General features: G+C 39.1%; 16 protein-coding genes. 10 read left to right on the plus strand and 6 right to left on the minus strand.

What is annotated here, in order from left to right:
• Positions 1-6: 6 nt before the first annotated feature.
• The 10 genes from mreC (at position 7) to I4V44_RS11470 (ending at position 9,681) form a co-directional block, all read left to right on the plus strand.
• Positions 7-918: a rod shape-determining protein MreC gene (mreC, locus tag I4V44_RS11425; RefSeq protein WP_020993912.1), complete on the plus strand. Its 912-nt coding sequence runs from the start codon at positions 7-9 to the stop codon at positions 916-918.
• On the plus strand, positions 908-1,438 hold the full coding sequence (gene mreD / locus I4V44_RS11430) for a rod shape-determining protein MreD (RefSeq protein ID WP_008703177.1): 531 nt from the start codon (positions 908-910) through the stop codon (positions 1,436-1,438). Before mreC ends, mreD begins: the two co-directional genes overlap by 11 nt.
• Entirely contained in the window at positions 1,423-4,317 is a 2,895-nt protein-coding gene (locus tag I4V44_RS11435; protein WP_118587617.1) for a penicillin-binding transpeptidase domain-containing protein, read from the plus strand. The genes mreD and I4V44_RS11435 overlap by 16 nt, the downstream gene beginning before the upstream one ends.
• A 60-nt stretch (positions 4,318-4,377) precedes the next feature.
• A complete protein-coding gene (minD, locus tag I4V44_RS11440) occupies positions 4,378-5,166 on the plus strand; it encodes a septum site-determining protein MinD (protein ID WP_118587619.1) in 789 nt (262 codons plus the stop codon).
• A 25-nt stretch (positions 5,167-5,191) separates the two neighbouring features.
• Positions 5,192-5,479 carry a cell division topological specificity factor MinE gene (gene minE, locus I4V44_RS11445; RefSeq protein ID WP_020993911.1) on the plus strand — a complete coding sequence of 96 codons (288 nt, stop codon included), beginning with the start codon at positions 5,192-5,194 and terminating at the stop codon, positions 5,477-5,479.
• Positions 5,473-6,633: an FtsW/RodA/SpoVE family cell cycle protein gene (locus I4V44_RS11450; RefSeq protein ID WP_118587621.1), complete on the plus strand. Its 1,161-nt coding sequence runs from the start codon at positions 5,473-5,475 to the stop codon at positions 6,631-6,633. The genes minE and I4V44_RS11450 overlap by 7 nt, the downstream gene beginning before the upstream one ends.
• Positions 6,630-7,829: a D-alanyl-D-alanine carboxypeptidase family protein gene (locus tag I4V44_RS11455; protein WP_319017639.1), complete on the plus strand. Its 1,200-nt coding sequence runs from the start codon at positions 6,630-6,632 to the stop codon at positions 7,827-7,829. Before I4V44_RS11450 ends, I4V44_RS11455 begins: the two co-directional genes overlap by 4 nt.
• Positions 7,830-8,006: 177 nt before the next feature.
• Positions 8,007-8,546: a hypothetical protein gene (locus I4V44_RS11460; protein ID WP_118587623.1), complete on the plus strand. Its 540-nt coding sequence runs from the start codon at positions 8,007-8,009 to the stop codon at positions 8,544-8,546.
• Between the two features lie 309 nt (positions 8,547-8,855).
• A complete protein-coding gene (locus I4V44_RS11465; protein WP_008703153.1) occupies positions 8,856-9,275 on the plus strand; it encodes a hypothetical protein in 420 nt (139 codons plus the stop codon).
• A gap of 148 nt (positions 9,276-9,423) precedes the next feature.
• Entirely contained in the window at positions 9,424-9,681 is a 258-nt protein-coding gene (locus I4V44_RS11470; protein WP_008703150.1) for a hypothetical protein, read from the plus strand.
• Positions 9,682-9,839: 158 nt separating this feature from the next.
• Here I4V44_RS11470 and I4V44_RS11475 read toward each other — a convergent pair whose 3' ends face one another.
• The 6 genes from I4V44_RS11475 to I4V44_RS11500 form a co-directional block, all read right to left on the minus strand.
• On the minus strand, positions 9,840-10,922 hold the full coding sequence (locus tag I4V44_RS11475; protein WP_055052780.1) for a tyrosine-type recombinase/integrase: 1,083 nt from the start codon (positions 10,920-10,922) through the stop codon (positions 9,840-9,842).
• A 378-nt stretch (positions 10,923-11,300) separates the two neighbouring features.
• A complete protein-coding gene (locus I4V44_RS18285; RefSeq protein WP_270401354.1) occupies positions 11,301-11,450 on the minus strand; it encodes a DUF5052 family protein in 150 nt (49 codons plus the stop codon).
• A 27-nt stretch (positions 11,451-11,477) separates the two neighbouring features.
• Positions 11,478-11,903, minus strand: coding sequence for an acyl-CoA thioesterase (locus I4V44_RS11485; RefSeq protein ID WP_008703146.1), 426 nt, complete (start codon positions 11,901-11,903; stop codon positions 11,478-11,480).
• 133 nt (positions 11,904-12,036) lie between these two features.
• Positions 12,037-13,590 (minus strand): peptidoglycan DD-metalloendopeptidase family protein, encoded by a 1,554-nt coding sequence (locus I4V44_RS11490; RefSeq protein ID WP_055052781.1) that lies wholly within the window; start codon positions 13,588-13,590, stop codon positions 12,037-12,039.
• 39 nt (positions 13,591-13,629) lie between these two features.
• Positions 13,630-15,087 (minus strand): AI-2E family transporter, encoded by a 1,458-nt coding sequence (locus I4V44_RS11495; RefSeq protein ID WP_022381245.1) that lies wholly within the window; start codon positions 15,085-15,087, stop codon positions 13,630-13,632.
• A 245-nt stretch (positions 15,088-15,332) separates the two neighbouring features.
• Entirely contained in the window at positions 15,333-15,971 is a 639-nt protein-coding gene (locus I4V44_RS11500; protein WP_020993906.1) for a cytidylate kinase-like family protein, read from the minus strand.
• Positions 15,972-15,998: the final 27 nt, after the last annotated feature.

Below are 15,998 nucleotides of genomic sequence, written 5' to 3' on the forward strand. Positions count from 1 at the left end.
GCATCAATGAAAAACCTGAAAAAGAAAGTACATTTTAGGATTAAATTAAAAAGTAAACATCTTCTGGTCATTATGTCGATTTTCTGCGTCAGCTGTATTGCTGCCACTTTTTCATCCGGCGTAACCACTGCACCGCTGCAGGATGCCGCCGGGATACTGATCGTTCCATTTGAAAACAGCATCAATCGGATCAGTTCAGTTCTGAAAGGAATGCAGGACCGTATGCGTGATAAAGAAGAAATCCTCAGTGAGAACGAAAATTTAAAGGCACAGATAGACAGTCTCACAGAACAGAACAATAAACTGATCCAGGATCAGACAGAATATGTAAGATTACAGCAGATGTATAATCTTGACCAGCAGTATACCGAATATCCAAAGATTGCTGCAGAAATCATATCCAAAGATCCGGGCAACTGGTATGATACCTTTATGATCAACCGGGGATCTGCAGACGGCATTCGTGTGGATAATAATGTACTTGCAGATAAAGGTCTGGTCGGGATCGTGACAGAGGTCGGAACTCACTGGGCGACTGTACGTTCCATTATCGATGACAGCAGCAATGTCAGTGCCATGACTGTCAGCACACAGGATAACTGTGTGGTGGAAGGAGATCTGGAACTCATCGATGAGGGTAAATTAAGCTTCAGCCAGTTGTATGACCAGAATAATAAAGTAACAGTGGGGGAACGCATCGTTACCTCCAATATCAGTGAGAAATATGTAGAGGGACTGTTTATCGGATACGTCAGTGAGGTGGAACAAAACAGCAACAATCTGACCAAAACAGGTACCATTGTCACACCTGTAGATTTCCAGCATCTGAAAAATGTACTTGTCATTACAGTAAATAAACAGGATTCTGTTAATGACAATGCTCAGGCAGCTCAGGAGGCGACTGCAAATGAAGAGTAAGATAGCGTTATTTTTTATGATCCTGATCAGTTTTCTTCTTCAGTGTACTCTTCTTCATGTGATATCCATCGGTTCTATCACGCCGAATCTGATCCTGATCCTGTGTATATCCATGGGGCTGATGCGCGGAAGAAAAAGTGGACTGTGGACAGGATTTTTCTGTGGATTTCTGGTAGACATGTTCTATGGCTCTGTGTTTGGTTTCTACGCTCTGATCTATATGTATATTGGCTTTTTAAGCGGATATGCCCACAGGATCTGCTATGATGATGACATAAAGGTTCCGGTTATGCTTGCAGGTATCGGGGATTTACTGTACGGACTTTCTGTCTATGCATTGCAGTTTCTGCTCAGGGGACGTCTGGGGCTCGGAACCTATTTATACCGGATTATTTTACCGGAGATTTTTTATACAGTGATCCTTACACTGATTGTTTACCGGGTATTTCATTATATTAATTATCATTTCATGAAGAATCCATCAATGAAGGAAAGTGAGTCTATTTGGGTACTAAAATAAAAAGATTTTTTAAAAAGATACGAATAAAACGTACCACAGTACTGGTACTGGTTTTTGTATTTATGTCAGCCACTCTGGTCCGTCAGCTTTTTGAACTGCAGATCATCCAGGGAGAGGCTTATATCAGCAAATTTGAATCAAGAACAACAAAAAAACGTGTGATCAAAAGTACGCGTGGCAATATCTATGACAGAAATGGTGAGGAGCTGGCAACAAATGTGCTGGCTTATTCTGTTACCTTTGAGGATAATGGAACTTATGATTCTACCAGAGAAAAGAATCTTACACTGAACGGGATTGCCTATAAAGTCCTGAAAATCCTTGAGTCCAACGGGGATTCCATCAGTACCGGCTTCCATATTGTTTTGGATAAGAGCGGGAATTATGCTTTTGATGTTGATGAGGGATTTACTCTGAACCGTTTTCGTGCGGATATTTACGGAGAACCGTTGATTGATAACCTGACAAAAAAACAGAAAAATGCCACTGCAGATCAGATGATCGAGTTTATGAGCGGAAAAGAGGGATTTTCCATTGTTCTTTACGGCGATAATGCTTATACCAAAGAAGAACTGACATCCCATGGACTTCCGGAGAACCTGTCAAAGCAGGATATACTTGAGCTTTCCAAAATCCGCTATGCACTGAGCACTAACAGTTTCAAGAAGTACATGGCCGTTACGATCGCTTCAAATATAAGCGAAAAATCTGTAGCTGCAATCAGAGAAGATCAGCCGGAGCTTCAGGGAATTGACATTGTAGAGGATTCTGTCCGCAAATACATTGATGATGCAAGCATGGGACCAATTCTTGGTTATACGGGACAGGCTTCTTCAGAAGAGCTTGAAGAACTGAGACAGAAGAATCCTGATTATTCAAATGATGCGATCATCGGTAAATCGGGAATTGAGAAATATATGGAAACATCTCTTCAGGGAACAGACGGTGAAGAAACTGTCACTGTCGATAACCTTGGTAAAGTACTTAAGATTGACGACAGCACGAGAGTAGAACCTGTCGCAGGTAACGATACCTATCTTACCATAGACAGCAGCTGGCAGTCCGCCATCTACCAGATACTGAAACAGAGAGTTGCCGGAATCCTTTTATCCAAGATTGAAGCATCCAAAACCTATGATTTCAGTGTAAATGATGCTGCACAGATCAAGATACCGATCTATGATGTATATAATGCCCTGATTGCCAACAGTGTCATTGATATCAGTAAATTCAGTGATGCCAACGCCTCCGATACAGAAAAAAATTTATATGCCAAATTTCAACAGAAACAGCAACAGGTTTTTGATACAATAACTAACAGGCTGACAGCTGAGAATCCACCGGCCGTAAAAGATGAAGATGATCAGATCCAGGAATATCTTACTTATATCTGTGATGATCTTCTCAGAGATACGCTGGGGATTATCTCAAAGAATGCCATTGATACCTCTGACAGTACTTATCAGAAATGGACAACCGATAAAGATATCAGTCTGAAAGATTATCTGACATATGCGGCAAGTCAGAACTGGATCGATATTTCCAAATTTTCTACAGAAGGAGATTATCTGGATTCCGATGAAGTATATCAGGCTCTTACAGATTATCTGATCGATTATCTTAAAACAGACACCAATTTCTCAAAACTTCTGTATAAGTATATGCTTCAGGAGGACACCATTTCCGGAAGCGAGATCTGTCTGGTGCTGTATGAACAGGGAGTTTTATCAAAAGATGATGGCAGTTACGAGGCGCTGGCCTCCGGCTCCATGACAGCTTATGACTTTATGATCAATAAAATTTATACTCTCGAAATAGAACCTGCACAGCTTGCGCTGGAGCCATGTTCTGCTTCTGCAGTAATCACAGATGTCAAAACAGGGGATGTTCTTGCATGCGTATCCTATCCGGGATATGACAATAACCGTCTGGTAAATAACATGGATACGGATTATTATGCGAAATTATCTACAGATAAATCCAGTCCGTTTTTCAATAAAGCAACCCAACAGACAGCAGCACCGGGTTCTACATTTAAGATTCTGTCTACAATTGCCGGAATGTCTGAAGGAGTGATCGATGACGGAACATACATTAACTGTACCGGCTCCTTTGATCTTGTAACACCTCCGATCAACTGCTGGAACAAACAGGGACATGGAGAGATCGAGATCAGGGAGGCGATTGAGCAGTCCTGTAACTATTATTTCAACATGGTTGGTTTTAAACTTGGTCAGGATGCAGACGGAAACTTTTCAGAAAACCGAAGCCTGAGTGTACTGCAAAAATATGCTTCAGAGATTGGTCTGGATAAGAAAACAGGTATCGAGATCACAGAATCCGCACCTCATGTGTCAGATTCCTACGCAGTCCCGTCTTATATCGGACAGGGTACCAATGCTTATACCACCAGTCAGCTGGCACGTTATGCAACAGCGATCGCTACCAGTGGAAATGTTTATGATCTGACTTTACTTGACAGACAGACAGATTCCAAGGGTAATACTTTAAAAAAATATGAGCCGGATATCATTAATACAGTTGATGTATCACAGAATGTGTGGGATGATATTCACGACGGAATGTACCGGGTAGTACAGACTCACAGACAGTTTGACGGACTTGGCGTGGATGTGGCAGGTAAAACCGGTACAGCCGAGGTAAATATTTATCATCCAAACCATGGTATGTTTGTGGGATATGCCCCGGCTTCAGATCCTGAATATGCGATTGCAGTGCGTATTGAGAATGGATATACTTCCGGTAATGCGTGTCTTGCAGCTGATGATATTTTTAAATATATCTTTGAATTAACTGATGAAAAGTCTATTCTTACCGGTGTTGCGGCAAGTGATACCAGTGATACTTCGAATGACTGAAACTACCATACAGGAGAATACCAGAAGAATGGAAATTTTTTCAGGGAGGAAATTGTAACTATGAGTGAAGTCATTGTGATTACTTCCGGCAAAGGCGGAGTAGGAAAAACCACAACTGTCGCCAATATCGGAACAGGTCTGGCTATGCTGGGCAAAAAAGTTGTTGTGGTTGATACAGATATCGGTCTGCGGAATCTGGATGTTGTTCTGGGCCTGGAGAACAGGATTGTCTATAATCTGGTGGATGTCATTAACGGAAGCTGCCGTCTGCGACAGGCTCTGATCAAGGATAAAAGACATCCGGAATTATGTCTTCTGCCATCTGCGCAGACAAAAGACAAATCCGCTGTGTCTCCGGAACAGATGATAAAACTGACCGACGATCTGAGAGAACAGTTTGATTATATTCTTCTGGACTGTCCGGCAGGAATTGAACAGGGATTTAAAAATGCGATCGCAGGTGCTGATAAAGCCCTGGTAGTTACCACGCCGGAGGTTTCTGCGATACGTGATGCAGATCGGATCATCGGACTCCTGGAAGCCAACGAGATCAGAGATATCAGCCTGATCATCAATCGCCTGCGGCCGGATATGATTGCAAGAGGTGATATGATGTCCGTAGATGATGTAACGGATATCCTTGCTGTTGATCTGATCGGAACAATTCTGGATGATGAACAGATTGTGATTGCCACAAATCAGGGGGAGCCTCTTTCCGGGAAATCTTCTCAGGCAGAAGAAGAATACATGAATATCTGTAAACGCCTTTTAGGTGAAGAGATTCCGTTTGCAGACATTAACAGGAAGCAGGGGTTATTAAGAAAAATAAGTAGTTTTTTCAAAAAGTAGCCTGTATTTATAAGGGGGAATCTGTGTGAAAGCTTTTTTTAAAGAAAAGAAGCGTTCAGCCGGATATGCAAGAGACCGCATGAAGCTTCTGCTGATCTCGGAACGTATCGACTGCTCTCCACAGATGATGAAAATGTTGCGGAATGATATGATACATACCGTAAAAAAATACCTTACTATTGATGAAGAACAGGTAAAAATCCAGATTACGCAGGAACCTGCAGTACTCCATGCGTATATTCCTGTTTTAAACAAAAAGGATAACCGTTTGGTATCTTCACAGTTACTAAAAAGGACAGATAAATTATGTTAAAGCAATATAAATTAAGATTTTACAATTTCAGACTGATCATTTTCCTGCTGGCGATCAGCCTGATAGGAGTTACACTGGTAGGCACAGCAGCATCGGACCTGCGATCAAAGCAGTTTGCCGGAGTAATACTTGGACTTATTGTCATGCTGGTACTTTCTTTGCTGGATTACTCATGGATCATGAACTTTCAGTGGATCATGTATGGATTTAATATTATCATGCTGATCGTTGTGCGTATTGCGGGTGACAGTGCCAACGGTGCCGCCAGATGGATCGGTATCGGATCTTTCCGATTTCAGCCGACAGAATTATCAAAAATTATCCTGATCGTATTCTTTGCAAAATTTTTTATGGATCATGAGGAAACACTGAATACACTTAAAACGTTGGCATTATCCGGCGTGTTACTGGCAGTACCTCTATTCCTGATCCTGGAACAGCCGGACCTGAAAAATACAATTACTGTTGTAGTAATTTTCTGTATTATGATCTATATTGCAGGTTTAAGCTATAAGATCATCGGAGGAGCACTGCTTATTGCTGTTCCATTGACCATTATTTTTTTATCAATTGTTGTCCAGCCGGATCAGAAACTGCTCAAGGATTACCAGAGAAGCCGTATCATGTCTTTTTTGTATCCGGAAAACGAAGAATACTCGGATGATATTGAACAGCAGAATAACTCTAAAACTGCAATTGCTTCAGGGGAACTGGTTGGTAAGAAATTAAGCGGTGATGACAGTACAACTTCTGTAAATCAGGGAAACTTCGTGGCAGAGAATCAGACAGACTTTATTTTTGCTGTTGCAGGTGAAGAGTACGGATTTATTGGATGCGTGATAATTGTATTGCTGCTTTTGGCAATTGCCTTTGAATGTATCCGGATGAGTCTTCGGGCAAAAGATTTGTCAGGAAAGGTTCTTTGCTGTGGAATCGGCGGCCTGATCGCACTACAGAGCTTCATTAATATCTGTGTTGCAACAGGTCTTGCGCCTAATACGGGAACTCCCCTTCCTTTTGTAAGCTATGGACTGACTTCGCTGGTAAGTCTGTATATTGGTATGGGGCTTGTACTCAATGTAGGACTTCAGAGCAGCACATACAATAAAGAAATTATTCAAAAAGAAATTGACAGAAGAGAGGATTACTTATGAGAACAAAAAAGAAATCTTCCGGTAAAATACCGGAAAAGAAATCTGCTGTTCCATACAAATCTGCAGCTCCGCACAGACACAAACCTTCCAGACCGCTTCAGACAGTCAAACTGCCGAAATCGCAGATGCCATCCAGACAAACAGAGGAGCATCAGGCTCTGCTGCGTACAAAATATCATAAAAAGCGTCAGAGATTAAAACATATATTCAGGATTCTGGTTGGTGTATTTGTGATTCTTGCAGTTGCCGGCGGTGTTTTTTACGGATGGAATATATTAAGCGGAAATTATTTTGGTACTCCTGAACAGGCTTTTGATTCTTCTGAAGTTTTCACAAATGCCCTTGCAGCTAAGGAAAATATGAGAACAGAATCTTTTGCCCAGAAATTATGTGTTTCCTCCCAAGGAAATGTTGATCGTATTAAGAATGCCCAGCTGGAAGAAGGACAGAAAGGGCTGCTGTTCAGTCTGAGCAATCATAAAGTACTGTATGCAAACGGCATTTATGATAAGGTGTATCCTGCAAGTATTACCAAGATCATGACAGCAATGCTTGCATTACAAAGTGGAAAACTGAATGACACTGTCACGATCACTCAGGATAATGTTACACTGGAGGATGGATCACAGGTCTGCGGATTTGTGGCCGGCGATCAGGTTACCCTTGATCAGCTTCTCCACTGTCTGCTTGTATATTCCGGCAATGATGCAGCTTCTGCCATTGCGGAATATGTTGGAGGCAGTACAGAGAACTTCGTACAGATGATGAATGATTATGCCGCAAAGCTTGGATGTACAGGAACACATTTTTCCAATCCACATGGACTGCAGGATGAAAATCACTATACAACACCATATGATATTTATCTGATGCTGAATGAAGCATTCACCTACCCTGAATTTACAGAAATTACAGAGTTGCCGTCTTATACAGTAACCTATACAGGCTCAGACGGAACTGAAAAAAGCACCACGCTTACCGCAACAGACCATTATCTTACCGGAGAGGCAACAGCCCCAAAAGATGTTACAATTCTCGGTGGTAAAACCGGAACAACAGAAGTAGCCGGCAATTGTCTCGCAATCCTTACACAGAATGCATACGGAAAAACTTTTGTTTCAATTGTAATGGGAGCTGATACGAAAGAACTTCTGTATCAGGAAATGAATTCACTGCTTCAGAATATCAACAGTTAGTTAACATAAAACGGATACAGTTATCATTAATTGTATCCGTTTTATGTTATAGAAAATTCTCCGCAATGTTTTTATAACACCTATAACATAATAAAGTCTTCCGACAGGAGTCGTACAAGACCATCCACTTTGCTGTTACAAGAATTCCGGTTACATAAAAGAACGAGGTGAAAGATCATGAATAACAATTGTATTACAACATACACAGGCATACATATAGATCCATTACATCCGGATCCGGATATGATCTGTATCGAAGATATTGCACATGCCTTATCTTTGATCTGCCGCGGAAACGGACAGGTAAAAACTTTTTTTTCAGTAGGTCAGCATTGCATCAACTGTGCCAGAGAAGCCCTTGCGCGAGGATATTCCAGGCGTGTGGCATTTGCCTGCCTTCTGCACGATGCCAGCGAATGTTATTTATCTGATGTGCCAAGACCATTCAAGAAAACCCTCTCAGGATATAAAGAGCAGGAGAAAAATCTGCTGGATCTGATCTATCAGAAATATCTTGGGAGCCCATTAAACGCAAAAGAAGAACAATTATTAAAAGAAATCGATGATGCTATGCTCTGGTTTGACCTTACATACCTGCTAAATGAACCCCAGGAAAGGGAAGCACCGGAAATTCATATTACAATAGATTATACGGTACAGGCTTTCGAGGAAACAGAAAAGGAATACCTGGAATTGTATAGCTTCTTTACCCATTGAAAAAATAAATGTCCGCGAAGAAGAACTTTTGCAGATATCCAATGATTTTCTTTCAGGATGAACTGATGCAAAATTGGGAACTTGCAAAAGATATGAAGCTTGGCTTGTATGTCTCGGGATTTTGGCATATTCATGCCAAAACACCTCGCGGGACAGTGGTGTGTGAACAGTAACATATTTTCAACAAAATTTCACAAAAAAATATAAATACCACTTGTGTTTTTGAATAATATGCACTATAATATAAAACATATTAATTAAAGTTTTTAGTCTAAATTAATATTATATGTGTCTAAGGAGGAAAACAGCATGGTTGAACTGATTGTAGGAAAGAAAGGCAAGGGCAAAACAAAAGTACTGTTAGATAAGGTAAATGGTGCGGTAAAAGAGGCAAATGGAAGTATTGTCTACTTAGACAAGAGCACAAAACATATGTATGAACTCAACAATAAAGTACGTCTTATTGATGTATCCGGATTCCCTATTAAGAATGCAGATGAATTTGTAGGATTTATCTGTGGTATCCTTTCTCAGGATCACGATCTTGAGCAGATTTATCTTGACAGTTTCCTTAAGGTAGCAAAATTGGAAGATAAAGACATTACAGGTACTCTGGGACAGTTAGATGAGATTGGTAAACAATTTAATGTTACTTTTGTAATTAGCGTATCTTTAGACAAAGAAGAGATTCCTGAAGCGCTCCATGGTAAGATCAGTGTAGCTTTATAACCATCTTTTATTATTAATACTAAAAACTACATAACATAAATAAAAAGGATACCTGTTAAGATATTTTCAGCAGATATCCTTTTTATTGCATTTTGTAAGCATACCTGTTATCATGGAAAAACAATAAATATTAGGAGATGAGAGATATATGGAAGAATTATACAGAATAATTGAGCAAAAAATTAAAGATGCAGGATATCCAAGAGCAATTTCCGGTGAAATGGTTTACGGAGATATCTGCGACCAAATTGAAGGAAAAGAAAATGGCTCTTACGTTTTACTTTCCAAGGTTGAAGATGATGTTATTTTTGAATATCATATTACTGTAATGGATGATGAATTCAATCTTGGGTTACTGACAATACGTACTCCGGAAGGCGTATTTGAAACTGATTTTGATAAATAAAAATAGCTTTAACAGTTAGTAAATAGAATTCTGAAAAACATATCATAATCCAAACAGAATCAAGTATGTGACAGATATGTCTTATGTCTGTTATTTAAAGTCTATACAAAACTCCAGAGACATATCTGTCATTTTTCATACTTTATCTTTTTATGTTTTTAATCTTCGCGTAAATGCACCGCTGTGGCCGCCTTACGACGTCTTGCATCATCCATAGCTGCATAATGTTTCTTTGTGGTGTTTACATCTCTGTGACCTAATACATCGGCTACAAGGTAAATATCGCCTGTTTCCTGATACAAAGTAGTACCGTAAGTACTGCGAAGCTTGTGTGGTGTGATTTTTTTTGTGGTCGTAATGGCACCTGCGTATTTTTTTACCAGATTTTCAACAGCCTGGATGCCAATCCTTTTTCGCTGGGTAGAGTAGAAGAGAGCGTGTTCATGCCCTGCTACAGGAACGATATTCTTACGAACTTCCAAGTACTTTTTCAAAGCTTTTTCTACCTCATGTCCAAAATATACAACCATTTCATTTCCACCTTTTCGGGTGACTTTAATCCCATTATTTTTAAAATCAACATCTTCAACATCAAGTCCTACACATTCAGATACACGAATCCCGGTACCAAGCAGGAGAGTAACGATGGCAAGATCACGCTCCTTGGTTTTTTCATAATAAACACGTTTCTGTCCGGTAAGCTCATCACCGCAGTGCTCTATATGATCCAATAACATGGCAACTTCATCAGCATCAAGACGTATAATATTTTTTTCATGAGTTTTCGGAACATCTACAAGAACAGTTGGGTTCGTCTGGATAAATTCATGTTTATAATAATATGCATAAAAACTTCTCAATGCAGAAATTTTTCTTTTCAGGCCACGTTCACCATTGGTTTCTGTTTTATCACCATTTTTATATACTTTAAGATATTCCTGATATTCCTCGATATCTATAGCTTTAAGCTGATCCAGAACATCAACGGTAAAATCTTTCATGGAATAGTCCTTAAAGGCAGGATTTTCATCCAGGAGAAACTGAAAAAAGATTCGGATATCATACGCATAGGAAATTCGTGTTTTGGTAGTAGTAAGCGGATCCATAGCACGAAAATAATCCTTGCAGAAATCAGGCAGTGTTTTCAAAACAGCTCGAAGCTTCAAAATATTTGAAATATCGGTCTGTTCGTGGTAAGTGACTTTCTTGCTATCATTATAATAATCAATATATTTATCCATAAAAAATCTCCTTAAAAAAAATTATTTTATAACTTCTTAATGTTAAGAATATTGTTGAGAATATTTAAGACATATAAATCATCAAAGTTGATAATGATTAATAATTGCAGAGAAAATGCCTTTGTCAATAAACGATTACAGCGCAAAGACAACTGCAGCCTACATCTATATGAAAAACTCGCGTTTGTCGTATAGATGTAGATAACATAAAAACATACTACTTTCGTATGTTTTTATGTTATCTTATTGTTGCCAACCAGTACATCCATTTATTGTTTCCAGATTTAATTTATTTTTGCGTGCTAATTGTTTGTATTTATCAAATAATAACTTTTTTTCTGCCTTCATGTCAAAAACATTGATTGAATTACTTAGCGTTCAATTTAAATTTTTTCTACAGCAATTTTTGTCATTAATCTGGTAGTTTGCCCGATGTATATACAAGGCTTTTCCGTCAACCATAAGTTTCGTCATTTTTGGAAGGTCTTCCGGAACGTTTTTTTCTCTTTTGTAACATAATACCTCCACTTTTCGTTTTCCCGGAAAACTATAGTTTTACAGACAATCTGTAATAATGCGATTCAATTCCGGAAGCTCTTTTTTGAGAGCGATCAGTTTCCCATCTTTTAGAAAACAATGTCTGGAATAAGCGGTTGTGCAGATTTCATTTCTGCTCGCATTAAAAAATTCATAATTAAATTCCAGAGAAATTCCATTATACTGCTTAATGCCAACGCGAATCCGGATTTCATCATCGAAGAAAACCTGCTTTCTATATGCAACTGAAATTTCCACAACAGGGGAGATCACTCCCAACTCTTCTACTTTCTTATAGCTGAAACCCATCCGGCTCATATATCCAATCCTGGCCTCTTCCATCCATTTTACATAATTAGAGTGATGGATAATGCCCATCTGGTCTGTTTCATGATATTGCGCTTTTCTGTAATAAGTGTATGTTTTTTCTGATTCTTCCTTCATATACCATATATCCTTTTTTATATATTTATAAAATGAAAATAACTATACCACTCGCTTGTCTGTGAAACGATGTACTAGAGCGTGCAGATTGCAGGAATGATTTTTCAGACACGCTCTAGCTGAAACCGGTTAATTATGACGGTCTCTTCACATAATTCAGAGGATTTTGATTTACCCCATTAACCATAACCCCAAAATGAAGATGGGGCCCGGTGCTGTTCCCGGTGCTTCCTACATATCCGATGATATCACCTTTTTTGACCTTATCTCCTACACTCAGATTTGGGTTAAATTTAGACTGATGCATATATTCTGTGATAAGTCCCTTTCCATCATGATTGATCTTGGTATAATATCCGGCACCGCCTGACGCTGCCGGTGAAAGCATGGCAACAATGGTTCCTGATGCTGCCGCATAAATCGGTGTTCCTGTAGGAGCAGGAATGTCAATTCCTTTATGATTGGTAGAACCGACTCCTCCCGGAGATTCCCTGTTTCCAAAATAACTGCTGATATAGGAATAACCGGAGCTTAAAGGCCACCGGAAAGAAACTCCGTTCTGATAGTCAGGAATAAGAGAACCATCTTCTCCAACATAATGATTATCATCAATCCACTGATTTGTAACCAGAGCACCTGTAGAGGAACTCAGGTAATACTTCTCTCCATCTACAGTAACCCACCCACTTTCACGTTCACATGTAGAAGGATTCATATAATATTTCTTTCCGTCTACTGTCAGCCATCCAGAGGCCAGCACCCCATCTGATTTCGCATAATAATGAGCACTTTTTTTCGTGATCCACTTACTGCTGGCAAGTTTTCCGTCAGACTCAAAATAATATCTTTTCCCAGATGACGATTTCAGGATAATATCATCGTAACGGATTCCATTAGTTTTCTTAAAATAATACTTGTGTCCGTTGATCGTCTGCCATCCCGTAACCAGTTTACAATCTGATTTCCTGAAATACCGATAATAGGAATCCGGTTTATAGAAGCCTTTGACAAGTTTACCATTTGAAGCTGCATAATAATAAGAACCGTCTGTTTCTTTATACCATCCGCTTCTGACCAGCTGACCGGTATTTCTGTTAAAGGAATACCAGCTTCCCTTTACTTTCAGACGCCCTTTTGCCATAGTGCCATTGGCCTGAAGATAATAGGTGGAATTCCCGCTTTTGCGAAAACAGTTTTTATACATTTTTCCTTTTTCATTAAAGCAGTAATATACATTATTTACTTTATGGAAACCGGATCGTATCACCCCGTCATTCCAGAAATAGTATTTATTCCCTGCAGCTGTAGTAACCCATCCGGTATGCATATACCCTTTTTTTTCATCAAAGAAATACGTTTTTCCATTTACTGTCTGCCAGGTAGTAAGCATTTTACCTTTTTCATTAAAACAGTACTTTTTTCCACTGATGGTCAGAATTCCGGCTTTGGCTGCACCGGTCTTGCCGAAATAGTACTGATTTCCTGCAGCACTTTTGTACCAGCCGGTAGCTTTTTTTCCGTTCTTATCGTAATAGTACCAGCTTCCGTTTTTTTTCACAAATCCTGTCTGCTTTTTGGAAGTTGCTGCAGCCTGAACCGGTACAGAGAAACCGGAAAAGATTCCACCCTGCAGAGCCAGTGCCAGAACCAAAAGAAAAGCTGTCAAATATAACTTTTTTTTCTTCATAGTAACTCCTGTGTGTGTTTTTTTTGTAACTGTGAAGGTTTACTTATTTTTCTCTCGTTTATTCTTTAATTCAACATATCTGTTCTTCAGGAAAATCCCTGCTTTTTTGATATATCCCCATATTATGTTTAAAATCCGCAGGAGATATTTCCATATGGTTATGACCAGTCCGGAAAGCGGATTCCATATTTTCATAAAGAAATTATTTTTTCTCGCTTCCAGTTCTTCCGGTGAAACCTTGTGTTTTTCTTCCTTGCAAAGAGGAAGTACTTCACCTGTCTGTTCATCCAGACAGTCAATATTTATATATGTCTCCTCTTCTGCCGGCATTTTTTTGTCATTAAGAGAATGATTGATCAGTCTCCAGATCAGAGCATAAAGTACGGCAAATACAGGAACTCCTGCAATCATTCCCGGAACCCCAAAGAGACCGCCCCCGATCATGATGGCAACAATAACCATAAAACTGGAAAGTCCGGTAGAGTCTCCGAGAATTTTCGGACCAAGGATATTTCCATCAAACTGCTGAAGAAGCAGGATAAAAATTGCAAAATACAGACCTTTTATGGGATCTACTACTAAAATAAGCAAAATACATGGAATGGCTCCGATGTAAGGACCAAAAAACGGAATGACATTTGTCACACCGATAATTACACTGATAAGAATTGGATACGGCAAATCCAAAAGCAACATTCCAAAATAACACAAAATTCCAATAATAGCAGAATCCAGAAGTTTTCCGTATATGAAACCACCAAAAGTCTTGTCTGTAAAACGCATAACGCGTATAAGCATATTTGCCCATTTATGAGGCAATATAGCATATACCATCATTTTGCTTTTGGCAACAAATTTCTCTTTGTCTGCAAGTACATACAAAGCTACAATGGCACCGATCAGAAAATTCTTCATAAAGATCAGGATATCAAAAATACCTGCTGAAACATTTTTGAGCATATCCTGCATCTGCGGAAGAATATCGGTAGTAAGATATTCCTGTGCTTTTGCAGAGTACTGGTTGATCATATCGAGCATTTCAGGATTCAGTTTCCATCCATGCTCAACAAATGAATTGAGCCACTTTTCAATAACTTTTATATAGTACGGAAAACTGTAAATAATACTCATGATACTTCGAATCAACTGAGGAAGCACCATCATCAGTAATGCGTAAATGATAATCCAGAACAGGAACATGGAAAAAAGGACACATCCCCATCGAATAGCCCGTTTTCCTTTTTTCTGTAACTTAATATTATGCTTTTCCAGCTGCGGATAGATCAGCTTCTGCTCAAAGAGATTGATCAGCGGACTGAGAATATAAGCAAGGATTACACCATAGATAATAGGCGCCATAATTCCCAGAAAAGTTTTGATTCCCACGATCAGGGTTTTCATGTGAAATATGCCATAATAAAACAGCATACTGGCGGCAATTACCAGAAAAGCGGTTACACCCCAGTGTAAATATCGGTTGTCCCAACGAAATTTCATAATGTCCTCCTTTTTAACATGGTATGATTATAGCATATATTTTGACAAATGTCATGAAAATTTAATATATATTAAAAAAAATTATAGCAGTCTTGTTACTGTTCATACACCACTATCCCGAGGCATACAAGCCAAAATTCCATTGCCGCAGGCAATCTGGAATGAATTGAAAAGACTGTTATAAATTCATCCAAAAAACAGATACTTTACCAAGGATGTGGTAAAGTATCTGTAAAAATATAATCCTATTTATTTTTTATTGAATCAAAAATCTCAATTGCCTGAATGATTGCTTTTGCTGCACCATCAATTCCAAGTTTGCTGCTGTCTACGCAGAGATTGTAGCTTGAAGCAGCACCCCATTTCTTATTAGTGTAGTAATTATAGTAACTGGAACGGCTCTTGTCTGTCTTATTGATCATGTCTTTTGCTTCTTTTGCAGTTTTATTATGTTTCTGTGAAAGACGGTTAATCCTCCAGTCTGTATCTGCATGTACAAATACACTGAAACAGTCTTTATACTCTGACAACGCATAATCTGCACATCTTCCGACCATAACGCATGGACCTTCGGAGGCCAGTTTCTTGATTGCGTCAAACTGTGCAAGAAATACTTTGTGGTTCATAGGCATATCTGTAAATCCTGAAGAAGAATAACCAAATGAGTAGGTATCCATAACCAGAGAATATAAAAAGCTGTTAGTTGGTCTTTCATCATGATTCTCAAAAAGTTCTTTGCAGATACCGCTTTCATTTGCTGCATGTTCGAGAAGTTCTTTATCATAACATTTAATACCAAAATATTTGGCAACTTCCTGACCTATCTGTCTTCCTCCACTGCCGTACTCACGACCAATTGTAATAATTGAACTCGTACTATTCATAGTCTGCACTCCCTTCTGTTACATATT

Source organism: Blautia sp. 1001283B150304_161114_C9, assembly GCF_015668165.1.
GTDB lineage: Bacteria > Bacillota > Clostridia > Lachnospirales > Lachnospiraceae > Blautia_A > Blautia_A wexlerae.